Origin of the sequence: uncultured Escherichia sp. (genome assembly GCF_948475835.1) — a bacterium.
Taxonomy (GTDB): Bacteria; Pseudomonadota; Gammaproteobacteria; order Enterobacterales; family Enterobacteriaceae; genus ECMA0423.
Genome location: NZ_CAOLGM010000009.1, coordinates 1 through 23,651 on the forward strand (window position 1 = coordinate 1; position 23,651 = coordinate 23,651).

Sequence of the window (23,651 nt, forward strand, 5' to 3'; positions counted from 1 at the left end):
TTATGAATGGTTAAAGTGTATAGGAATTTAATTCAAAAATAGAGTGGTCTTAAGTTTAATACCTCAATGTGTATCACAATATCCACATTCTTTGTAGGGGAGTCTGGAGATTGAGTAGATATTCTTGTTCAGAATGTATCAGCCGATGGTTCTACGATTCTTAAGCCACGAAGAGTTCAGAAAGTGTAACGGCATGTCTGCAAAAGCCAGCATCTTTTGACTATCTGGCAACCGGTAGTGTGTTCTCTCACGCATCATAAAAGCAGCAGGCATAAAAAAACCCGCTTGCGCGGGCTTTTTCACAAAGCTTCAGCAAATTGGCGATTAAGCCAGTTTGTTGATCTGTGCAGTCAGGTTAGCCTTATGACGTGCAGCTTTGTTTTTGTGGATCAGACCTTTAGCAGCCTGACGGTCCACGATCGGTTGCATTTCGTTAAATGCTTTCTGTGCAGCAGCTTTGTCGCCAGCTTCGATAGCTGCGTATACTTTCTTGATGAAAGTACGCATCATAGAGCGACGGCTTGCGTTGTGCTTACGAGCCTTTTCAGACTGAATGGCGCGCTTCTTAGCTGATTTGATATTAGCCAAGGTCCAACTCCCAAATGTGTTCTATATGGACAATTCAAAGGCCGAGGAATATGCCCTTTTAGCCTTCTTTTGTCAATGGATTTGTGCAAATAAGCGCCGTTAATGTGCCGGCACTCGTTACGTAGTGATGGCGCAGGATTCTACCAGCTTGCGGGGTGTGAATACAGCTTTTCCGCGATAAAAATTGCAGCAGGCGGTCACTTTCTTCCCGTGATTTGCGCCATGGCAATGAAAAGCCACTTCTTTCTGATTTCGGTACTCAATCGCCGGTTAACCTTGACCGCTGTACAAGGTATACTCGGACGATTTTCACTGTTTTGAGCCAGACATGAAGCTGATACGCGGCATACATAATCTCAGCCAGGCCCCGCAAGAAGGGTGTGTGCTGACTATTGGTAATTTCGACGGCGTGCATCGCGGTCATCGCGCGCTGTTACAGGGCTTGCAGGAAGAAGGGCGCAAGCGCAACTTACCGGTGATGGTGATGCTTTTTGAACCTCAACCACTGGAACTGTTTGCTACCGATAAAGCCCCGGCACGGCTGACCCGGCTGCGGGAAAAACTGCGTTACCTTGCAGAGTGTGGCGTTGATTACGTGCTGTGCGTGCGTTTCGACAGGCGTTTCGCGGCGTTAACCGCGCAAAATTTCATCAGCGATCTTCTGGTGAAGCATTTGCGCGTAAAATTTCTTGCCGTAGGTGATGATTTCCGCTTTGGCGCTGGTCGTGAAGGCGATTTCTTGTTATTACAGAAAGCTGGCATGGAATACGGCTTCGATATCACCAGTACGCAAACTTTTTGCGAAGGTGGCGTGCGTATCAGCAGCACCGCTGTGCGTCAGGCGCTGGCGGATGACAATCTGGCTCTGGCAGAAAGTTTACTGGGGCACCCGTTTGCCATCTCCGGGCGTGTAGTCCACGGTGATGAATTAGGGCGCACTATAGGTTTCCCGACGGCGAATGTACCGCTACGCCGTCAGGTTTCCCCGGTGAAAGGGGTTTATGCGGTAGAAGTGCTGGGCCTCGGTGAAAAGCCGTTACCCGGCGTGGCAAACATTGGAACACGCCCAACGGTTGCCGGTATTCGCCAGCAGCTGGAAGTGCATTTGTTAGATGTTGCAATGGACCTTTACGGTCGCCATATACAAGTAGTGCTGCGTAAAAAAATACGCAATGAGCAGCGATTTGCGTCGCTGGACGAACTGAAAGCGCAGATTGCGCGTGATGAATTAACCGCCCGCGAATTTTTTGGGCTAACAAAACCGGCTTAAGCCTGTTATGTAATCAAACCGAAACACGGAACCGAGAATCTGATGAGTGACTATAAATCAACCCTGAATTTGCCGGAAACAGGGTTCCCGATGCGTGGCGATCTCGCCAAGCGCGAACCGGGAATGCTGGCGCGTTGGACTGATGATGATCTGTACGGCATCATCCGTGCGGCTAAAAAAGGCAAAAAAACCTTCATTCTGCATGATGGCCCTCCTTATGCGAATGGCAGCATTCATATTGGTCACTCGGTTAACAAGATTCTGAAAGACATTATCGTGAAGTCCAAAGGGCTTTCCGGTTATGACTCGCCGTATGTGCCTGGCTGGGACTGCCACGGTCTGCCGATCGAGCTGAAAGTAGAGCAAGAATACGGTAAGCCGGGTGAGAAATTCACCGCCGCCGAGTTCCGCGCCAAGTGCCGCGAATACGCGGCGACCCAGGTTGACGGTCAACGCAAAGACTTTATCCGTCTGGGCGTGCTGGGCGACTGGTCGCACCCGTACCTGACCATGGACTTCAAAACTGAAGCCAACATCATCCGCGCGCTGGGCAAAATCATCGGCAACGGTCACCTGCACAAAGGCGCGAAGCCAGTTCACTGGTGCGTTGACTGCCGTTCTGCGCTGGCGGAAGCGGAAGTTGAGTATTACGACAAAACTTCTCCGTCCATCGACGTTGCTTTTCAGGCGGTCGATCAGGATGCACTGAAAGCAAAATTTGCCGTAAGCAACGTTAACGGCCCAATCTCGCTGGTGATCTGGACCACTACGCCGTGGACTCTGCCTGCGAACCGCGCAATCTCTATTGCACCTGATTTCGACTATGCGCTGGTGCAGATCGACGGTCAGGCCGTGATTCTGGCGAAAGATCTGGTTGAAAGCGTAATGCAGCGTATCGGCGTGACCGATTACACCATTCTCGGCACGGTAAAAGGTGCGGAGCTTGAGTTGCTGCGCTTTACCCATCCGTTTATGGGCTTCGACGTTCCGGCAATCCTCGGCGATCACGTTACCCTGGATGCCGGTACCGGTGCCGTTCACACCGCGCCTGGCCACGGCCCGGACGACTATGTGATCGGTCAGAAATACGGCCTGGAAACCGCTAACCCGGTTGGCCCGGACGGCACTTATCTGCCGGGCACTTATCCGACGCTGGATGGCGTGAACGTCTTCAAAGCGAACGACATCGTCGTTGCGCTGCTGCAGGAAAAAGGCGCGCTGCTGCACGTTGAGAAAATGCAGCACAGCTATCCGTGCTGCTGGCGTCACAAAACGCCGATCATCTTCCGCGCGACGCCGCAGTGGTTCGTCAGCATGGATCAGAAAGGTCTGCGTGCGCAGTCACTGAAAGAGATCAAAGGCGTGCAGTGGATCCCGGACTGGGGCCAGGCGCGTATCGAGTCGATGGTTGCTAACCGTCCTGACTGGTGTATCTCCCGTCAGCGCACCTGGGGCGTACCGATGTCACTGTTCGTGCACAAAGACACGGAAGAGCTGCATCCGCGTACTCTCGAACTAATGGAAGAAGTGGCAAAACGCGTTGAAGTTGACGGCATCCAGGCGTGGTGGGATCTTGATGCGAAAGAGATCCTCGGCGATGAAGCTGATCAGTACGTGAAAGTGCCGGACACATTGGATGTATGGTTTGACTCCGGATCTACCCACTCTTCTGTTGTTGACGTGCGTCCGGAATTTGCCGGTCACGCAGCGGACATGTATCTGGAAGGTTCTGACCAGCACCGTGGTTGGTTCATGTCTTCCCTGATGATCTCCACCGCGATGAAAGGCAAAGCGCCGTATCGTCAGGTACTGACCCACGGCTTTACCGTGGATGGTCAGGGTCGCAAGATGTCTAAATCCATCGGCAACACCGTTTCGCCGCAGGATGTGATGAACAAACTGGGCGCGGATATTCTGCGTCTGTGGGTGGCATCAACTGACTACACCGGTGAAATGGCCGTTTCTGATGAGATCCTGAAACGTGCTGCCGACAGCTATCGTCGTATCCGTAACACCGCGCGCTTCCTGCTGGCAAACCTGAACGGTTTTGATCCGGCAAAAGATATGGTGAAACCGGAAGAGATGGTGGTACTGGATCGCTGGGCCGTAGGTTGTGCGAAAGCGGCACAGGAAGACATCCTCAAGGCGTACGAAGCATACGATTTCCACGAAGTGGTACAGCGTCTGATGCGCTTCTGCTCCGTTGAGATGGGTTCCTTCTACCTCGACATCATCAAAGACCGTCAGTACACCGCCAAAGCGGACAGTGTGGCGCGTCGTAGCTGCCAGACTGCGCTGTATCACATCGCAGAAGCGCTGGTGCGCTGGATGGCACCAATCCTCTCCTTCACCGCTGATGAAGTGTGGGGCTACCTGCCGGGCGAACGTGAAAAATACGTCTTTACCGGTGAGTGGTACGAAGGCCTGTTTGGTCTGGCAGACAGTGAAGCGATGAACGATGCGTTCTGGGACGAGCTGTTGAAAGTGCGTGGCGAAGTGAACAAAGTCATTGAGCAAGCGCGTGCCGACAAGAAAGTGGGTGGCTCGCTGGAAGCGGCAGTAACCTTGTATGCAGAACCGGAACTGTCGGCGAAACTGACCGCGCTGGGCGATGAATTACGATTTGTCCTGTTGACCTCCGGCGCTACCGTTGCAGACTATAACGACGCACCTGCTGATGCTCAGCAGAGCGAAGTACTCAAAGGGCTGAAAGTCGCGTTGAGTAAAGCCGAAGGTGAGAAGTGCCCACGCTGCTGGCACTACACCCAGGATGTCGGCAAGGTGGCGGAACACGCAGAAATCTGCGGCCGCTGTGTCAGCAACGTCGCCGGTGACGGTGAAAAACGTAAGTTTGCCTGATGAGTCAATCGATCTGTTCAACAGGGCTACGCTGGCTGTGGCTGGTGGTAGTCGTGCTGATTATCGATCTGGGCAGCAAATACCTGATCCTCCAGAACTTTGCTCTGGGGGATACGGTCCCGCTGTTCCCGTCGCTTAATCTGCATTATGCGCGTAACTATGGCGCGGCGTTTAGTTTCCTTGCCGATAGCGGCGGCTGGCAGCGTTGGTTCTTTGCCGGTATTGCGATTGGTATTAGCGTGATCCTGGCAGTGATGATGTATCGCTCGAAGGCCACGCAGAAGCTAAACAATATCGCTTATGCGCTGATTATTGGCGGCGCGCTGGGCAACCTGTTCGACCGCCTGTGGCACGGCTTCGTTGTCGATATGATCGACTTCTACGTCGGCGACTGGCACTTCGCCACCTTCAACCTTGCCGATACTGCCATTTGTGTCGGTGCGGCACTGATTGTGCTGGAAGGTTTTTTGCCTTCTAAAGCGAAAAAACAATAATAAACCCTGCCGGATAAGGCCTACAGATTGCTGCGAAATCGTAGGCCGCATCCGGCAAAAATCCTCAAAATATAAGAGCAAACCTGCATGTCTGAATCTGTACAGAGCAATAGCGCCGTCCTGGTGCACTTCACGCTAAAACTCGACGATGGCACCACCGCCGAGTCTACCCGCAACAACGGTAAACCGGCGCTGTTCCGCCTGGGTGATGCTTCTCTTTCTGAAGGGCTGGAGCAACACCTGTTGGGGCTGAAAGTGGGCGATAAAACCACCTTCTCGTTGGAGCCAGATGCGGCGTTTGGCGTGCCGTCACCGGACCTGATTCAGTACTTCTCCCGCCGTGAATTTATGGATGCAGGCGAGCCAGAAATTGGCGCAATCATGCTTTTTACCGCAATGGATGGCAGTGAGATGCCTGGCGTGATCCGCGAAATTAACGGCGACTCCATTACCGTTGATTTCAACCATCCGCTGGCCGGGCAGACCGTTCATTTTGATATTGAAGTGCTGGAAATCGATCCGGCACTGGAGGCGTAACATGCAGATCCTGTTGGCCAACCCGCGTGGTTTTTGTGCCGGGGTAGACCGCGCTATCAGCATTGTTGAAAACGCGCTGGCCATTTACGGCGCACCGATATATGTCCGTCACGAAGTGGTACATAACCGCTATGTGGTCGATAGCTTGCGTGAGCGTGGGGCTATCTTTATTGAGCAGATTAGCGAAGTACCGGACGGCGCGATCCTGATTTTCTCCGCACACGGTGTTTCTCAGGCGGTACGTAACGAAGCAAAAAGTCGCGATTTGACGGTATTTGACGCGACCTGTCCGCTGGTGACCAAAGTGCATATGGAAGTCGCCCGCGCTAGTCGCCGTGGCGAAGAATCTATTCTCATCGGTCACGCCGGGCACCCGGAAGTGGAAGGCACGATGGGTCAGTACAGCAACCCGGAAGGGGGAATGTATCTGGTTGAATCACCAGACGATGTGTGGAAACTGACGGTCAAAAACGAAGAGAAACTCTCCTTTATGACCCAGACCACGCTGTCGGTGGATGACACGTCTGATGTGATCGACGCGCTGCGTAAACGCTTCCCGAAAATTGTCGGTCCGCGCAAAGATGACATCTGCTACGCCACGACTAACCGACAGGAAGCGGTACGTGCCCTGGCCGAACAGGCGGAAGTTGTGCTGGTGGTCGGTTCGAAAAACTCCTCTAACTCCAACCGTCTGGCGGAGCTGGCCCAGCGTATGGGCAAAAGCGCGTTTTTGATTGATGATGCGAAAGATATCCAGGAAGAGTGGGTGAAAGAGGTTAAATGCGTCGGCGTGACTGCGGGCGCATCGGCTCCGGATATTCTGGTGCAGAATGTGGTGGCACGTTTGCAACAGCTGGGCGGTGGTGAAGCCATTCCGCTGGAAGGACGTGAAGAAAACATTGTTTTCGAAGTGCCGAAAGAGCTGCGTGTCGATATTCGTGAAGTCGATTAAGTCATTAGCAGCCTAAGTTATGCGAAAATGCCGGTCTTGTTACCGGCATTTTTTATGGAGAAAACATGCGTTTACCTATCTTCCTCGATACTGACCCCGGCATTGACGATGCCGTCGCCATTGCCGCCGCGATTTTTGCACCCGAACTCGACCTGCAACTGATGACCACCGTCGCGGGTAATGTCTCGGTTGAGAAAACTACCCGCAATGCCCTGCAACTGCTGCATTTCTGGAATGCGGAGATTCCGCTCGCCCAAGGGGCCGCTGTGCCGCTGGTACGCGCACCGCGTGATGCGGCATCTGTGCACGGCGAATCGGGAATGGCTGGCTACGACTTTGTTGAGCACAACCGAAAGCCGCTCGGGATACCGGCGTTTCTGGCGATTCGGGATGCCCTGATGCGTGCACCAGAGCCTGTTACCCTGGTGGCCATTGGCCCGTTAACCAATATTGCGCTGTTACTTTCACAATGCCCGGAATGCAAGCCGTATATTCGCCGTCTGGTGATCATGGGTGGTTCTGCCGGACGCGGCAACTGTACGCCAAACGCCGAGTTTAATATCGCTGCCGATCCAGAAGCGGCTGCCTGTGTCTTCCGTAGCGGAATCGAAATCGTCATGTGCGGTCTGGATGTCACCAATCAGGCAATATTAACCCCTGACTATCTCGCTACTTTGCCGGAGTTGAATCGCACCGGAAAAATGCTTCATGCACTGTTTAGCCACTACCGTAGCGGCAGTATGCAAAGCGGTCTGCGAATGCACGATCTCTGCGCCATCGCCTGGCTGGTGCGCCCGGACTTATTCACCCTCAAGCCGTGTTTTGTCGCGGTAGAAACTCAAGGCGAATTTACCTCAGGCACGACGGTGGTTGATATCGACGGTTGCCTGGGCAAACCAGCCAATGTAAAGGTGGCATTGGATCTGGATGTGAAAGGCTTCCAGCAGTGGGTGGCTGAGGTGCTGGCTCTGGCGTCGTAACCTGTCACATGTTATCGGCATGCAGTCATTCATCGACTCATGCCTTTCACTGATATCCCTCCCTGTTTATCATTAATTTCTAATTATCAGCGTTTTTGGCTGGCGGCGTAGCGATGCGCTGGTTACTCTGAAAACGGTCTATGCAAATTAACAAAAGAGAATAGCTATGCATGATGCAAACATCCGCGTTGCCATCGCGGGAGCCGGGGGGCGTATGGGCCGCCAGTTGATTCAGGCGGCGCTGGCATTAGAAGGCGTGCAGCTGGGCGCGGCGCTGGAGCGCGAAGGATCTTCTTTACTGGGCAGCGACGCCGGTGAGCTGGCTGGTGCAGGGAAAACAGGCGTTACCGTGCAAAGCAGCCTCGATGCGGTAAAAGATGATTTTGATGTGTTTATCGATTTTACCCGTCCGGAAGGTACGCTGAACCATCTCGCTTTTTGTCGCCAGCATGGCAAAGGGATGGTGATCGGCACTACGGGGTTTGACGAAGCCGGTAAACAGGCGATTCGTGACGCCGCCGCCGATATTGCGATTGTCTTTGCCGCCAATTTTAGCGTTGGCGTTAACGTCATGCTTAAGCTGCTGGAGAAAGCAGCCAAAGTGATGGGTGACTACACCGATATCGAAATTATTGAAGCACATCATAGACATAAAGTTGATGCGCCGTCAGGCACCGCACTGGCAATGGGAGAGGCGATCGCCCACGCCCTTGATAAAGATCTGAAAGATTGCGCGGTCTACAGTCGTGAAGGCCACACCGGTGAACGTGTGCCTGGCACCATTGGTTTTGCCACCGTGCGTGCAGGTGACATCGTTGGCGAACATACCGCGATGTTTGCCGATATTGGCGAGCGTCTGGAGATCACCCATAAGGCGTCCAGCCGCATGACATTTGCTAACGGCGCGGTAAGATCGGCTTTGTGGTTGAGTGGTAAGGAAAGTGGTCTTTTTGATATGCGAGATGTGCTTGATCTCAATAGTTTGTAACCACAAAATATTTGTTATGGTGCAAAAATAACACATTTAATTTATTGATTGTAAAGGGCTTTAATTTTTGGCCCTTTTATTTTTAGTGTTATGTTTTTAAATTGTCTATAAGTTCCAAAAATTACATGTTTTGTCTTCGGTTTTTGTTGTTTTAATGTAAATTTTGACCATTTGGTCCACTTTTCCCTACTCGCTTTTATTTCATGCAATCTTCTTGCTGCGCAAGCGTTTTCCAGAACAGGTTATATGATCTTTTTGCCGCTTAATGCCTGTAAAACATGCATGAGCCACAAAATAATATAAAAAATCCCGCCATTAAGTTGACTTTTAGCGCCCATATCTCCAGAATGCCGCCGTTTGCCAGAAATTCGTCGGTAAGCAGATTTGCATTGATTTACGTCATCATTGTGAATTAATATGCAAATAAAGTGAGTGAATATTCTCTGGAGGGTGTTTTGATTAAGTCAGCGCTATTGGTTCTGGAAGACGGAACCCAGTTTCACGGTCGGGCCATAGGGGCAACAGGTTCGGCGGTTGGGGAAGTCGTTTTCAATACTTCAATGACCGGTTATCAAGAAATCCTCACTGATCCTTCCTATTCTCGTCAAATCGTTACTCTTACTTATCCCCATATTGGCAATGTCGGCACTAATGACGCCGATGAAGAATCTTCTCAGGTACATGCACAAGGTCTGGTGATTCGCGACCTGCCGCTGATTGCCAGCAACTTCCGTAATACCGAAGACCTCTCTTCTTACCTGAAGCGCCATAACATCGTGGCGATTGCCGATATCGATACCCGTAAGCTGACACGTTTACTGCGCGAGAAAGGCGCACAGAATGGCTGCATTATCGCAGGCGATAACCCGGATGCGGCGTTGGCGTTAGAAAAAGCCCGCGCGTTCCCAGGTCTGAATGGCATGGATCTGGCAAAAGAAGTGACCACCGCAGAAGCCTATAGCTGGACACAAGGGAGCTGGACGTTGACCGGCGGCCTGCCAGAAGCGAAAAAAGAAGACGAGCTGCCGTTCCACGTCGTGGCTTATGATTTTGGTGCCAAGCGCAACATCCTGCGCATGTTGGTGGACAGAGGCTGTCGCCTGACCATCGTTCCGGCGCAAACTTCTGCGGAAGATGTGCTGAAAATGAATCCAGACGGCATCTTCCTCTCCAACGGTCCTGGCGACCCGGCCCCGTGCGATTACGCCATTACCGCCATCCAGAAATTCCTCGAAACCGATATTCCGGTCTTCGGCATCTGCCTCGGTCATCAGCTGCTGGCGCTGGCGAGCGGTGCGAAGACTGTCAAAATGAAATTTGGTCACCACGGCGGCAACCATCCGGTTAAAGATGTTGAGAAAAACGTGGTGATGATCACCGCCCAGAACCACGGTTTTGCGGTGGACGAAGCAACATTACCAGCAAACCTGCGTGTCACGCATAAATCCCTGTTCGACGGTACGTTACAGGGCATTCATCGCACCGATAAACCGGCGTTCAGCTTCCAGGGGCACCCTGAAGCCAGCCCTGGTCCACACGACGCCGCGCCGTTGTTCGACCACTTTATCGAGTTAATTGAGCAGTACCGTAAAACCGCTAAGTAATCAGGAGTAAAAGAGCCATGCCAAAACGTACAGATATAAAAAGTATCCTGATTCTGGGTGCGGGCCCGATTGTTATCGGTCAGGCGTGTGAGTTTGACTACTCTGGCGCGCAAGCATGTAAAGCCCTGCGCGAAGAGGGTTACCGGGTCATTCTGGTGAACTCCAACCCGGCGACCATCATGACCGACCCGGAAATGGCCGATGCGACCTACATCGAGCCGATTCACTGGGAAGTGGTACGCAAGATTATTGAAAAAGAGCGCCCGGACGCGGTGCTGCCAACGATGGGCGGTCAGACGGCGCTGAACTGCGCGCTGGAGCTGGAGCGTCAGGGCGTGTTGGAAGAGTTCGGCGTGACTATGATTGGTGCGACCGCCGATGCGATTGATAAAGCAGAAGACCGCCGTCGTTTCGACGTAGCGATGAAGAAAATTGGTCTGGAAACCGCGCGTTCCGGTATCGCACACACGATGGAAGAAGCGCTGGCGGTTGCCGCTGACGTGGGCTTCCCGTGCATTATTCGCCCATCCTTTACCATGGGCGGTAGCGGCGGCGGTATCGCTTATAACCGCGAAGAGTTTGAAGAAATTTGCGCCCGCGGTCTGGATCTCTCCCCAACCAAAGAGCTGCTGATTGATGAGTCGCTGATCGGCTGGAAAGAGTACGAGATGGAAGTGGTGCGTGATAAAAACGACAACTGCATCATCGTCTGCTCTATCGAAAACTTTGATGCGATGGGCATCCATACCGGTGACTCCATCACTGTCGCGCCAGCCCAAACGCTGACCGACAAAGAATATCAAATCATGCGTAACGCCTCGATGGCGGTGCTGCGTGAAATCGGCGTTGAAACCGGTGGTTCCAATGTCCAGTTTGCGGTGAACCCGAAAAACGGTCGCCTGATTGTTATCGAAATGAACCCACGCGTGTCCCGTTCTTCGGCGCTGGCGTCGAAAGCGACCGGTTTCCCGATTGCTAAAGTGGCGGCGAAACTGGCGGTGGGTTACACCCTCGACGAACTGATGAACGACATCACTGGCGGACGTACTCCGGCCTCCTTCGAGCCGTCCATCGACTATGTGGTTACTAAAATTCCTCGCTTCAACTTCGAAAAATTCGCTGGTGCTAACGACCGTCTGACCACTCAGATGAAATCGGTTGGCGAAGTGATGGCGATTGGTCGCACGCAGCAGGAATCCCTGCAAAAAGCGCTGCGCGGCCTGGAAGTCGGTGCGACTGGATTCGACCCGAAAGTGAGCCTCGATGACCCGGAAGCGTTAACCAAAATCCGTCGCGAACTGAAAGATGCTGGCGCAGAGCGTATCTGGTACATCGCCGATGCCTTCCGTGCGGGCCTGTCTGTGGACGGCGTGTTCAACCTGACCAATATTGACCGTTGGTTCCTGGTACAGATTGAAGAACTGGTGCGTCTGGAAGAGAAAGTAGCGGAAGTGGGCATCACTGGCCTGAACGCTGAATTCCTGCGCCAGCTGAAACGCAAAGGCTTTGCCGATGCGCGTCTGGCAAAACTGGCGGGCGTGCGCGAAGCGGAAATCCGCAAGCTGCGCGACCAGTATGACCTGCACCCGGTTTATAAGCGCGTGGATACCTGTGCGGCAGAGTTCGCCACCGACACCGCTTACATGTACTCCACTTATGAAGAAGAGTGCGAAGCGAATCCGTCTACCGACCGTGAAAAAATCATGGTTCTCGGCGGCGGCCCGAACCGTATCGGTCAGGGTATCGAATTCGACTACTGCTGTGTACACGCCTCGCTGGCGCTGCGCGAAGACGGTTACGAAACCATTATGGTTAACTGTAACCCGGAAACCGTCTCCACCGACTACGACACTTCCGATCGCCTCTACTTCGAGCCGGTAACTCTGGAAGATGTGCTAGAAATCGTGCGTATTGAGAAGCCGAAAGGCGTTATCGTTCAGTACGGCGGTCAGACCCCGCTGAAACTGGCGCGCGCGCTGGAAGCTGCTGGCGTACCGGTTATCGGCACCAGCCCGGATGCTATCGACCGTGCAGAAGACCGTGAACGCTTTCAGCATGCGGTTGAGCGTCTGAAACTGAAACAACCGGCGAACGCCACCGTTACCGCTATTGAAATGGCGGTAGAGAAGGCGAAAGAGATTGGCTACCCGCTGGTGGTACGTCCGTCTTACGTTCTCGGCGGTCGGGCGATGGAAATCGTCTATGACGAAGCTGACCTGCGTCGCTACTTCCAGACGGCGGTCAGCGTGTCTAACGATGCGCCAGTGTTGCTGGATCACTTCCTTGATGACGCGGTAGAAGTTGACGTGGATGCCATCTGCGACGGCGAAATGGTGCTTATTGGCGGCATCATGGAGCACATCGAGCAGGCGGGCGTGCACTCCGGTGACTCCGCATGTTCTCTGCCAGCCTACACCTTAAGTCAGGAAATTCAGGATGTGATGCGCCAGCAGGTGCAGAAACTGGCCTTCGAATTGCAGGTGCGCGGTCTGATGAACGTGCAGTTTGCGGTGAAAAACAACGAAGTCTACCTGATTGAAGTTAACCCGCGTGCGGCGCGTACCGTTCCGTTCGTCTCCAAAGCCACCGGCGTACCGCTGGCAAAAGTGGCGGCGCGTGTGATGGCTGGCAAATCGCTGGCTGAGCAGGGCGTAACCAAAGAAGTTATCCCGCCGTACTACTCGGTGAAAGAAGTGGTGCTGCCGTTCAATAAATTCCCGGGTGTTGACCCGCTGTTAGGGCCAGAAATGCGCTCCACCGGGGAAGTGATGGGCGTGGGCCGCACCTTCGCTGAAGCGTTTGCCAAAGCGCAGCTGGGCAGCAACTCCACCATGAAGAAACACGGTCGTGCGTTGCTTTCCGTGCGCGAAGGCGATAAAGAACGCGTGGTGGACCTGGCGGCAAAACTGCTGAAACAGGGCTTCGAGCTGGATGCGACCCACGGCACGGCGATTGTGCTGGGCGAAGCGGGTATCAATCCGCGTCTGGTGAACAAGGTGCATGAAGGCCGTCCGCACATTCAGGACCGCATCAAGAATGGCGAATATACCTACATCATCAACACCACTTCAGGCCGTCGCGCGATTGAAGACTCCCGCGTGATCCGTCGCAGTGCGCTGCAATATAAAGTGCATTATGACACCACCCTGAACGGTGGTTTCGCTACCGCGATGGCGCTGAATGCCGACGCGACCGAAAAAGTAATTTCGGTGCAGGAAATGCACGCGCAGATCAAATAATAACGTGTCATGGCGGATATTTTTCATCCGCTAATTTGATCGAATAAGTAATACGGTTCTCTGATGAGGACCGTTTTTTTTGCCCATTAAGTAAATCTTTTGGGGAATCGATATTTTTGATGACATAAGCAGGATTTAGCTCACACTTATCGACGGTGAAGTTGCATACTATCGATATATCCACAATTTTAATATGGCCTTGTTTAATTGCTTCAAAACGAGTCATAGCCAGACTTTTAATTTGTGAAACTGGAGTTCGTATGTGTGAAGGATATGTTGAAAAACCACTCTACTTGTTAATCGCCGAATGGATGATGGCTGAAAATCGGTGGGTGATAGCAAGAGAGATCTCTATTCATTTCGATATTGAACACAGCAAGGCGGTTAATACCCTGACTTATATTCTGTCGGAAGTCGCAGAAATAAGCTGCGAAGTTAAGATGATCCCTAATAAGCTGGAAGGACGGGGATGCCAGTGCCAGCGACTAGTAAAAGTGGTCGATATCGATGAGCAAATTTACGCGCGCCTGCGCAATAACAGCCGGGATAAATTAGTCGGCGTAAGAAAGACGCCGCGTATTCCTGCCGTTCCGCTCACGGAACTTAACCGCGAGCAGAAGTGGCAGATGATGTTGTCAAAGAGTATGCGTCGTTAATTTTATCTCGTTGATACCGGGCGTCCTGCTTGCCAGATGCGATGTTGTAGCATCTTATCCAGCAACCAGGTCGCATCCGGCAAGATCACCGTTTAGGCGTCACATCCGTCGTCCCCTGCAAACGGGGGCGATTTTCCTCCATTTGCCTCAGTGGCTGTGTTTCATGTAACGATGCATGACAGCGCCCGACAAGATCCTGATACTCTTTGGTATTCAACCGTTTCCAGTGTAACTCGTCGTCACTAACACTGCGTACAGCGCGGGCTGGCGTACCCATCAACAACTGGCGTTTCTCGCCGTGAAAGCCTGCTTTGACAAAGCTCATGGCGGCAACAATGCTCTCTTCGCCAATGACCGCGCCATCCATAATCACGCTGTTCATCCCGACCAATGCATCGCGACCAATCACACAACCATGCAGGATCGCTCCGTGCCCGATATGGCCGTTTTCCCCAACGATGGTGTCAGTGTCGCAGTAGCCATGCATAATGCAGCCATCCTGAATATTGGCTCCCGCTTGCACGATCAACCGCCCGTAGTCACCACGCAGTGAGGCGAGTGGGCCGATGTAGACACCGGCTCCCACAATCACATCGCCAATCAAGACGGCACTGGGATGGACAAACGCCGTCGGGTGAACCACCGGAATTAACCCCTCAAAGGCGTAATAGCTCACGGTTGTTAACGTCCTTTCCACACCGGATCGCGCTTCTCGGCAAACGCCAGCGGCCCTTCAATGGCATCCTCCGAATGCAGAACCGACGGATAGTGTTTCAACACGCCGCTGCGAATATAGCGATACGCTTCTTCTACCGGCATTTCGCTGGTGGTGCGGAAGATCTCTTTCAGCGCCGCAATCGCCAGCGGGGCGCTGTTAACCAGCTGCTGCGCCAGTTCGCGGGCGTTATCCATCAGTTCCGCCTGGCTAACCACGCGGTTGACTATCCCCCAACGCAGCGCCTCTTCTGCGCCCATTCGTCTGCCGGTCATCACCATTTCATTGACGATGGCAGGCGGCAGGATCTTCGGTAGACGCAGCACGCCGCCGCTGTCAGGAACGATGCCCAGCTTGGCTTCCGGCAGGGCGAAGCTGGCGTTATCGGCACAAACAATAAAATCTGCCGCCAGCGCCAGTTCGAAACCGCCGCCAAAGGCATAGCCGTTCACAGCTGCGATAACCGGTTTGTCGAGATTGAAAATTTCGGTTAATCCCGCAAATCCACCCGGGCCAAAGTCAGCATCCGGTGCTTCGCCTTCTGCTGCCGCTTTTAAATCCCAGCCCGCGGAAAAGAACTTCTCTCCGGCACCGGTAATAATGGCGACACGTAATTGCGGATCGTCACGGAAATTTAGAAATACTTCGCCCATTTCAAAGCTGGTTTTTGCATCAATAGCATTCGCTTTTGGACGATCAAGGGTAATTTCCAGAATTGATCCATTGCGGGTCAGATGTAATGATTCACTCATTCCTTTTCTCCATTTTTGCTTTTTCAGGGACGACAACATCCCTGCAAAAAATGCATATTGTTTTATAGCGTGATTATTAGCTGGCAGGGTAGTTCCCTGCTGTTTCATTTATTTCAGATTCTTTCTAATTATTTTCCCCGAGCAATTACGTGGCAGATCTTTTCTGATCTCCAGATAAGAGGGCACTTTAAATTTCGCCATATTTTGTTCGCAGAAGCGGAAAAATTCCTCTTCGCTCAATGTTTCACCTTCATTCAGCACCACAAATGCTTTGATGGCTTCATCGCGAATCGAATCTTTAATACCCACAACCACGATATCCTGAATTTTTGGATGGGTGGCGATGATATTTTCCAGCTCCACGCAGGAGACATTCTCGCCACCGCGTTTGATCATATTGCAGCGGCGATCGACGAAATAAAAAAAGCCCTCTTCGTCGCAGTATCCGGTATCGCCGGTATGTAGCCAGCCGTCGGCTTCCAGCACTTTCGCAGTGGCTTTCGGGTTGAGAAAATACTCTTTGAAGATGGTTTTCCCTGGTACGCCTTTAATACAGATTTCACCGATCTCACCTGCCGGGAGCGGGCGATTGTGATCGTCGCGGATCTCCGCTTCGTAGCAAAACCCCGCCCGACCAATCGACGGCCAGCGTCGTTTATCGCCAGGGCGATCGCCGATAATGCCCACAATGGTTTCCGTCATCCCATAAGACGTCAGCAAGCGAACGCCGAAGCGTTCACAAAACGCATCTTTTTCCTGCTCCGACAAGTTGAGATAAAACATCACTTCCCGCAGGCGGTGTTGCCGATCGTTCGCTGAAGGCGGCTGCACCATCAACGTACGGATCATCATCGGAATACATTCGGTAATGGTGGCGCGGTACTTCTGCACCTGTCCCCAGAAGGCGCGGGCGCTGTATTTCTCGACCAGCACAAAGGTGGCCCCGGCAGAAAACGCCGCCATCGCCGCAGTACACTGGCAATCGATATGAAACGCAGGCATTACCGTCAGGTAGACGTCATCGTCACGCAGTGCACACTGCCAGGCGGAGTAATATCCAGCGAAGCGCAGGTTGTAATGGGTAATCACCACACCTTTCGGTCGGGAGGTGGTGCCGGAGGTGAAGAGAATTTCCGCCGTATCGTCAGTCAATAGCGGCGGTGCATAGCACAAGGTGGCAGGTTGTTGATTTTTCAGTTGAGTAAACGAACTCACGCCATCATCAGCGGGAAGTGCCACATCTGTCAGGCAAATGTGCCGCAATTGAGTGGCATCTTCCTGCTGAATCTGTTGATACATAGGATAGAATTGCGCACTGGTCACCAGCAGGCACGCCTGGCTATTTTGCAGGATCCACGCGCTTTCCTCGCGTAACAGGCGGGCGTTAATCGGCACCATAATCGCGCCAATTTTTGCCAGCCCGAACCAGCAAAAGATAAATTCCGGGCAGTTGTCGAGATGTAGTGCAACCTTGTCGCCTTTGCGAATCCCCAGCGTATAAAACAGGTTTGCCGTGCGGTTAATCTCCTGATTTAACTCAAGATAACTATACCGGTTAACGACTCCGCCGCTGGATTCACAAATCAGCGCCGTTTTATGACCGTAAACGTCCGCCAGATCGTCCCACATTTGACGTAGATGTTGTCCGCCAATGATATCCATTGCACCTCTATCCATTTTTGTTCGTTTGTTATTGGGCGGGCGCTAGTCAGGCAAGCCGACTGACGCCACGCGTTTAGTCCTCAACTTTGGCCAGACCTTTGCTGACCAACTCCTGAATGTCGTTTTCGCTGTAGCCGATATTTTTCAAAATGGCAGCCGTGTCCATGCCATGTGAGGGCATTCCGCGCCAGATTTGTCCGGGGTTATTTTTGAATTTCGGCATGATGTTCGGCCCTTTGCAGGTGCGACCATCCATCGTTTGCCACTGAGTGATTGATTCACGGGCAACATACTGTGGATTGCTTTCCAGTTCCGGTACGGTCAGTACTTTGGCACAGGCGATATTCAGTTCGGCAAAGCGTTCTTTAACTTCTGCGATGGTATGTGCCGCCAGCCAGGCATCGAGTTTTTCTTCTACCAGTGGGCCGTAAGGGCATTCGATACGGTGGATAAGCTGAGTGCCTTCCGGGATTTCCGGCGTACTGAGTAGATGTGCGAGGCCAATATCTTTAAAGCACTCTTCAATTTGGGTAATGCCCACCAGTTCCATCACGATGTAGCCGTCGGCACATTTATACAGACCGCAACCGGCGTAGTAGGGATCTTTACCTTTGCTCATGCGCGGGCACATTTCGCCGCCGTTGAAGTAATCCATCATGAAGTACTGGCCCATACGCAGCATCACTTCATACATGGCGATGTCGATACTTTCGCCTTTACCGGTTTCACGCACTTTATGCAGTGCTGCCAGCGCCGCCGTGGTGGCGGTCAGGCCAGAAAAGTAATCGGCGGTATACGGGAAGGCAGGCATTGGCTGGTCAACATCACCGTTCTGAATCAGGTAACCACTGAAGGCCTGGGCGATGGTGTTATAGGCCGGAAGATTGGTGTACTCCTCGGTGCCGTACTGACCAAAACCGGACAGGTGAGCGATAACCAGTTTCGGGTTGTGCTGCCACAGTACTTCATCGGTAATGCCACGACGGGCAAAGGCCGGACCTTTACTGGCTTCGATGAAGATATCGGTGGTTTCCATTAATTTCAGAAACGCTTCGCGGCCTTCATCTTTGAAAATATTTAACGACAGCGCGTGCAAATTGCGGCGGGAGAGCTGCGGGTAGTTCGGTTGAACGCGAATGGTGTCGGCCCAGGCGACGTTCTCGATCCAGATAACTTCCGCACCCCATTCTGCGAACATTTGCCCGGCGAACGGCCCGGCGATTTCGATACCGGAGAAGACAACGCGCAATCCGGCCAACGGCCCGAATTTCGGCATGGGTAGATGATCCATTATTAGCTCCTGAAAAATTTATGTAGCGCATGACTGCCGGATGCGGCGTAAACGCTTTATCCGGCCTACATTCGTGCTCCCGTAGGCCTGATAAGACGCATTAGCGTCGCATCAGGCAGCGCACGGACTTAGCGGTATTGCTTCAGCACCGCGCGACCCAGCGTCAGGATCTGCATTTCGTCAGATCCCCCGGAGACGCGGTCTACACGCAGATCACGCCAGAAGCGGCTGATGCGGTGGTTGCCCGCAATCCCGACACCGCCCAGCACCTGCATTGCGCTATCCACCACTTCAAATGCCGCATTGGCGCAGAAGTATTTGCACATCGCTGCATCGCCAGAGGTGATGGTGCCGTTGTCTGCTTTCCACGCTGCTTCATACAGCATGTTTTTCATGGAGTTTAATTTGATCGCCATGTGGGCGAATTTTTCCTGAATCAACTGGAAACGACCAATAGCCTCGCCAAACTGCACGCGCTGGTTGGCGTAGCGCGCCGCATCTTCAAAGGCGCACATCGCCGTACCGTAGTTGGTGAGGGCTACCAGGAAACGTTCATGATCGAACTCTTCTTTGACGCGGTTAAAGCCGTTACCTTCCCGACCGAACATGTCTTTCTCGTCCAGTTCCACGTCGTCAAAGGTGATTTCACAGCAGCTATCCATACGCAGACCGAGCTTTTCAAGTTTGGTCACTTTGATGCCCGGTTTGCTCATATCAACAAACCATTCGGTGTAGACAGGTTTGTCCGGAGAAGCCCCGTCGCGCGCCATCACCACGATGTACGGGGTGTAGGCGCTGCTGGTAATAAAACACTTACTACCATTAAGATAAATCTTACCATTTCTACGGGTATAAGTCGTTTTCAGGCTACCCACGTCGGAGCCCGCGCCCGGTTCGGTAATCGCTGAGTTCCACATCTGCTTACCGGTGCCGCGGAAAGCCATAATCTTGTCGATCTGCTCTTGTGTGCCTTCGCGCAGGAAGGTGTTGAACCCGCCCGGCAACTGGTACAGCACATAGGTTGGTGCCCCCAGACGTCCCAGCTCCATCCACACGGCGGCGAGAGTAACAAACCCCGCGTCCAGACCACCGTGCTCTTCAGGGATCAGCAGACTGTCGATACCCATATCCGCCAGTGCTTTGACAAAACGTTCCGGGTAGACGCTGTCACGGTCGCACTCGGCAAAATAGGCCTCCCAGTTTTCGCTGGCCATCAGTTCGCGGATACCGGCGACAAACAGTTCCTGCTCATCATTTAAATTAAAATCCATCTTTCAACCTCTTGATATTTTGGGGGTTAATTAATCTTTCCAGTTCTGTTTCGCGTCTTTAATAAAGGAGAGCGTCACCATAATGTTGACGAAGAACAGCGGGCATCCTCCGGCGATAATGGCGGTTTGAATCGGTTTCAGGCCGCCGAGCGCCAGCAGAACAATACCGATAATGCCAACCAGAATTGACCAACCGATACGCACCAGCAGAGGTGGTTCTTCACCATCGCGTACTTCGCGGCAAGTGGACATCGCCAGGGTATAAGAGCAGGCGTTAACCAGCGTAACGGTGGCAATAAAGCAGAGGATGAAGAAGCCCCACATGGTGGCGGTGCTGAGTGGCAGAGCGGCCCAGGTTTCAATGATGGCGCGCGCCACACCGTACTGTTCGATCAGATTTGGAATGTTGATGATGTTTTTATCTATCAACAGCAGAGTGTTACTACCGAGTACAGTCCACAGGATCCAGGTTGACGCTGTCAGCCCCAGCACCATGCCGAAGCACAGTTCACGCACAGTACGACCACGGGAGATGCGGGCGAGGAAGATACTCATCTGGATAGCATAAATCACCCACCATGCCCAGTAGAACACGGTCCAGCCCTGCGGGAAGCCGCCTTTAGCGATGGGATCGGTATAGAACAACATGCGCGGCAGATACATCAGCAACATCCCCACCGAATCGGTGAAGTAGTTCATGATGAAGCTGGCACCGCTGACAATGAACACCCAACCCAGCATCAGGAAGCTCAGGTAACTACGCACGTCACTGGCGATACGTACCCCTTTTTGCAGACCGCAAGCGACGCAAATGGCGTTGAGGATAATCCAGCAGGTAATGATGATAGCGTCCAGTTGCAGGGTATGCGGAATGCCAAACAACCATTGCATACACTCGGTCACCAGCGGCGTGGCAAGGCCCAGACTGGTACCCATCGCGAAGATCAAGGCGACGAGATAGAAGTTGTCGACGATAGTGCCGAACAACCCTTTGGCGTGTTTTTCACCTACCAGCGGCACCAGTGTCGAGCTGGGGCGAATCACTTCCATTTTGCGGACAAAGAAGAAGTAAGCGAAGGCGACTGAAAGGAAGCTGTAAGTGGCCCACGGCAGAGGTCCCCAGTGGAACAAGCTGTAAGCCAGCCCCAACTCTTTCGCTCCTGTCGAGTTCGGTTCTAAGCCAAACGGCGGGGTGGAGATGTAGTAGTAGATCTCAATCGATCCCCAGAACAGTACGGCAGCAGACGTACAGGAGGCGAACATCATAAAGATCCAACTGGCGGTACTAAATTCAGGTGGTTCGTTACCTAAACGCTTTTTGGCATACGGGCCAAACACCAGCCAGAACCAACCGAAAAGCATCACCACCATATACCATTCAAATGCCCATCCCCATACATTGGTGACGTAACTGAATACAGCATTAATAACGACATTCGCTGCATCCAGATCTCTGACTGTAAGCCAACAAAGTATGCCGACGATTATTAACGGCGGAAAGAAAACCTTCGGTTCTATTCCCGTTTTTCTCTTTTCATTCTTCATGAGTTAATTCCACTGTGAAAACGAATATTTATTTTGCGTTCCCGTTTGTTTTATTTTTGTTAACATTTAATATAATTATTATTAACCTCGTGGACGCGTTAATGGCTAACTCATAATGGGTATTCAATAAGCTGCATTCTGTGATTGTTATCACATTTTTGTTTCGGGTGAATAGAGGGCGCTTTTCTCGTTAATTTTGATTATTAATCAGTTTGTTATGTTGTGTTGTGAGTAAAAAAATAGCATCTGACTTTCAATATTGGTGATCCATAAAGCAATATTGAAAATTTCTTTTTGCTACGCCATGTTTTCAATATTGGTGAGGAACTTAACAATATTGAAAGTTGGATTTATCTGCGTGTGACATTTTCAATATTGGTGATTAAAGTTTTATTTCCAAATTAAAGGGCGTGATATCTGTAATTAACACCACCGATATGAACGACGTTTCCTTCATGATTTCTGGAGATGCAATGAAGATTATTACTTGCTATAAGTGCGTGCCTGATGAACAGGATATTGCGGTCAATAATGCTGATGGTTCATTAGACTTCAGCAAAGCCGATGCCAAAATAAGCCAATACGATCTGAACGCTATTGAAGCGGCTTGCCAGCTAAAGCAACAGGCAGCAGAGGCGCAGGTGACGGCCTTAAGTGTGGGCGGTAAAGCCCTGACCAACGCCAAAGGGCGTAAAGATGTGCTATCGCGCGGCCCGGATGAACTGATTGTGGTGATTGATGACCAGTTCGAGCAGGCACTGCCGCAACAAACGGCGAGCGCACTGGCTGCAGCCGCCCAGAAAGCAGGCTTTGATTTGATCCTCTGTGGCGATGGTTCTTCCGACCTTTATGCCCAGCAGGTTGGTCTGCTGGTGGGCGAAATCCTCAATATTCCGGCAGTTAACGGCGTCAGCAAAATTATCTCCCTGACTGCAGATACCCTCACCGTTGAGCGCGAACTGGAAGATGAAACCGAAACCTTAAGCATTCCGCTGCCTGCGGTTGTTGCTGTTTCCACTGATATCAATTCCCCACAAATTCCTTCGATGAAAGCCATTCTCGGCGCGGCGAAAAAGCCCGTCCAGGTATGGTCGGCGGCGGATATTGGTTTTAACGCAGAGGCAGCCTGGTCAGAACAACAGGTTGCCGCGCCGAAACAGCGCGAACGTCAGCGCATCGTGATTGAAGGCGACGGCGAAGAACAGATCGCCGCATTTGCTGAAAATCTTCGCAAAGTCATTTAATTACAGGGGATGCTATGAACACGTTTTCTCAAGTCTGGGTATTCAGCGATACCCCTTCTCGTCTGCCGGAACTGATGAACGGTGCGCAGGCTTTAGCTAATCAAATCAACACCTTTGTCCTCAATGATGCCGACGGCGCACAGGCAATCCAGCTCGGCGCTAATCATGTCTGGAAATTAAACGGCAAACCGGACGATCGGATGATCGAAGATTACGCCGGTGTCATGGCTGACACTATTCGCCAGCACGGCGCAGACGGCCTGGTGCTGCTGCCAAACACCCGTCGCGGCAAATTACTGGCGGCAAAACTGGGTTATCGCCTTAAAGCGGCGGTGTCTAACGATGCCAGCACCGTCAGCGTACAGGACGGTAAAGCGACAGTGAAACACATGGTTTACGGTGGTCTGGCGATTGGCGAAGAACGCATTGCCACGCCGTATGCGGTACTGACCATCAGCAGCGGCACGTTCGATGCGGCTCAGCCAGACGCGTCACGCACTGGCGAAACGCACACCGTGGAGTGGCAGGCTCCGGCTGTGGCGATTACCCGCACGGCAACCCAGGCGCGCCAGAGCAACAGCGTCGATCTCGACAAAGCCCGTCTGGTGGTCAGCGTCGGTCGCGGTATTGGCAGCAAAGAGAACATTGCGCTGGCAGAACAGCTTTGCAAGGCGATAGGTGCGGAGTTGGCCTGTTCTCGTCCGGTGGCGGAAAACGAAAAATGGATGGAGCACGAACGCTATGTCGGTATCTCCAACCTGATGCTGAAACCTGAACTGTACCTGGCGGTGGGGATCTCCGGGCAGATCCAGCACATGGTTGGCGCTAATGCATCGCAAACCATTTTCGCCATCAATAAAGATAAAAATGCGCCGATCTTCCAGTACGCGGATTACGGCATTGTTGGTGACGCCGTGAAGATCCTTCCGGCGCTGACCGCAGCTTTAGCGCGTTGATCCACTCTGGCAGGGCTGCATTTTGGCCCTGCCGCTGACAGGGAGCTC

At 52.5% G+C, this 23,651-nt stretch carries 20 protein-coding genes; 13 read left to right on the forward strand and 7 right to left on the reverse strand.

Annotated elements, in window-relative coordinates; translation table 11 throughout:
* Positions 1-324: 324 nt before the first annotated feature.
* Positions 325-588, reverse strand: coding sequence for a 30S ribosomal protein S20 (gene rpsT, locus QZF50_RS03360; RefSeq protein WP_001274021.1), 264 nt, complete (start codon positions 586-588; stop codon positions 325-327).
* Between the two features lie 102 nt (positions 589-690).
* On the opposite strand from rpsT, the gene QZF50_RS03365 reads away from it, so the two are divergent.
* The 11 genes from QZF50_RS03365 to caiF all read left to right on the forward strand — a co-directional run bounded on the left by QZF50_RS03365 (position 691) and on the right by caiF (position 14,167).
* A complete protein-coding gene (locus tag QZF50_RS03365) occupies positions 691-909 on the forward strand; it encodes a DUF2575 family protein (RefSeq protein ID WP_001295417.1) in 219 nt (72 codons plus the stop codon).
* A 7-nt stretch (positions 910-916) separates the two neighbouring features.
* Positions 917-1,858 carry a bifunctional riboflavin kinase/FAD synthetase gene (gene ribF / locus QZF50_RS03370; protein WP_000767329.1) on the forward strand — a complete coding sequence of 314 codons (942 nt, stop codon included), beginning with the start codon at positions 917-919 and terminating at the stop codon, positions 1,856-1,858.
* Between the two features lie 42 nt (positions 1,859-1,900).
* Entirely contained in the window at positions 1,901-4,717 is a 2,817-nt protein-coding gene (gene ileS / locus QZF50_RS03375; RefSeq protein WP_001286857.1) for an isoleucine--tRNA ligase, read from the forward strand.
* Positions 4,717-5,211, forward strand: coding sequence for a signal peptidase II (lspA, locus tag QZF50_RS03380; RefSeq protein WP_000083369.1), 495 nt, complete (start codon positions 4,717-4,719; stop codon positions 5,209-5,211). The genes ileS and lspA overlap by 1 nt, the downstream gene beginning before the upstream one ends.
* Positions 5,212-5,298: 87 nt before the next feature.
* On the forward strand, positions 5,299-5,748 hold the full coding sequence (gene fkpB, locus QZF50_RS03385; RefSeq protein ID WP_000004655.1) for an FKBP-type peptidyl-prolyl cis-trans isomerase: 450 nt from the start codon (positions 5,299-5,301) through the stop codon (positions 5,746-5,748).
* 1 nt (position 5,749) lies between these two features.
* Entirely contained in the window at positions 5,750-6,700 is a 951-nt protein-coding gene (ispH, locus tag QZF50_RS03390; protein ID WP_001166405.1) for a 4-hydroxy-3-methylbut-2-enyl diphosphate reductase, read from the forward strand.
* A gap of 65 nt (positions 6,701-6,765) precedes the next feature.
* Positions 6,766-7,680 (forward strand): ribonucleoside hydrolase RihC, encoded by a 915-nt coding sequence (gene rihC, locus QZF50_RS03395; protein ID WP_001239133.1) that lies wholly within the window; start codon positions 6,766-6,768, stop codon positions 7,678-7,680.
* A 166-nt stretch (positions 7,681-7,846) separates the two neighbouring features.
* A complete protein-coding gene (gene dapB, locus QZF50_RS03400) occupies positions 7,847-8,668 on the forward strand; it encodes a 4-hydroxy-tetrahydrodipicolinate reductase (RefSeq protein WP_000543605.1) in 822 nt (273 codons plus the stop codon).
* A gap of 455 nt (positions 8,669-9,123) precedes the next feature.
* Positions 9,124-10,272 (forward strand): glutamine-hydrolyzing carbamoyl-phosphate synthase small subunit, encoded by a 1,149-nt coding sequence (gene carA / locus QZF50_RS03405; protein ID WP_000597260.1) that lies wholly within the window; start codon positions 9,124-9,126, stop codon positions 10,270-10,272.
* A 17-nt stretch (positions 10,273-10,289) separates the two neighbouring features.
* Positions 10,290-13,511: a carbamoyl-phosphate synthase large subunit gene (gene carB / locus QZF50_RS03410; protein ID WP_001126376.1), complete on the forward strand. Its 3,222-nt coding sequence runs from the start codon at positions 10,290-10,292 to the stop codon at positions 13,509-13,511.
* Positions 13,512-13,771: 260 nt separating this feature from the next.
* A complete protein-coding gene (caiF, locus tag QZF50_RS03415; RefSeq protein ID WP_000333120.1) occupies positions 13,772-14,167 on the forward strand; it encodes a carnitine metabolism transcriptional regulator CaiF in 396 nt (131 codons plus the stop codon).
* Between the two features lie 85 nt (positions 14,168-14,252).
* Here caiF and caiE read toward each other — a convergent pair whose 3' ends face one another.
* From caiE to caiT, 6 genes are all read right to left on the reverse strand, one after another.
* Positions 14,253-14,843, reverse strand: a complete 591-nt coding sequence (gene caiE, locus QZF50_RS03420; RefSeq protein ID WP_000122876.1) for a carnitine operon protein CaiE — start codon at positions 14,841-14,843, stop codon at positions 14,253-14,255.
* Positions 14,844-14,848: 5 nt separating this feature from the next.
* Positions 14,849-15,634 carry a crotonobetainyl-CoA hydratase gene (gene caiD, locus QZF50_RS03425; protein WP_000004397.1) on the reverse strand — a complete coding sequence of 262 codons (786 nt, stop codon included), beginning with the start codon at positions 15,632-15,634 and terminating at the stop codon, positions 14,849-14,851.
* Positions 15,635-15,742: 108 nt separating this feature from the next.
* Positions 15,743-17,296, reverse strand: coding sequence for a crotonobetaine/carnitine-CoA ligase (gene caiC, locus QZF50_RS03430; RefSeq protein WP_000351348.1), 1,554 nt, complete (start codon positions 17,294-17,296; stop codon positions 15,743-15,745).
* Positions 17,297-17,369: 73 nt separating this feature from the next.
* A complete protein-coding gene (gene caiB, locus QZF50_RS03435; RefSeq protein ID WP_000349938.1) occupies positions 17,370-18,587 on the reverse strand; it encodes an L-carnitine CoA-transferase in 1,218 nt (405 codons plus the stop codon).
* A 128-nt stretch (positions 18,588-18,715) separates the two neighbouring features.
* Positions 18,716-19,858, reverse strand: a complete 1,143-nt coding sequence (gene caiA / locus QZF50_RS03440) for a crotonobetainyl-CoA dehydrogenase (RefSeq protein ID WP_000347117.1) — start codon at positions 19,856-19,858, stop codon at positions 18,716-18,718.
* Between the two features lie 30 nt (positions 19,859-19,888).
* Entirely contained in the window at positions 19,889-21,403 is a 1,515-nt protein-coding gene (gene caiT / locus QZF50_RS03445) for an L-carnitine/gamma-butyrobetaine antiporter (RefSeq protein ID WP_000787103.1), read from the reverse strand.
* Positions 21,404-21,876: 473 nt separating this feature from the next.
* Here caiT and QZF50_RS03450 point away from each other — a divergent pair, with 473 nt between their 5' ends.
* Entirely contained in the window at positions 21,877-22,647 is a 771-nt protein-coding gene (locus QZF50_RS03450) for an electron transfer flavoprotein FixA (protein ID WP_000692204.1), read from the forward strand.
* A gap of 14 nt (positions 22,648-22,661) precedes the next feature.
* The gene (locus QZF50_RS03455; protein WP_001091499.1) at positions 22,662-23,603 is read left to right on the forward strand and encodes an electron transfer flavoprotein subunit alpha/FixB family protein; all 942 of its coding nucleotides are present in this window, start codon (positions 22,662-22,664) and stop codon (positions 23,601-23,603) included.
* The last annotated feature ends 48 nt before the right edge of the window (positions 23,604-23,651 follow it).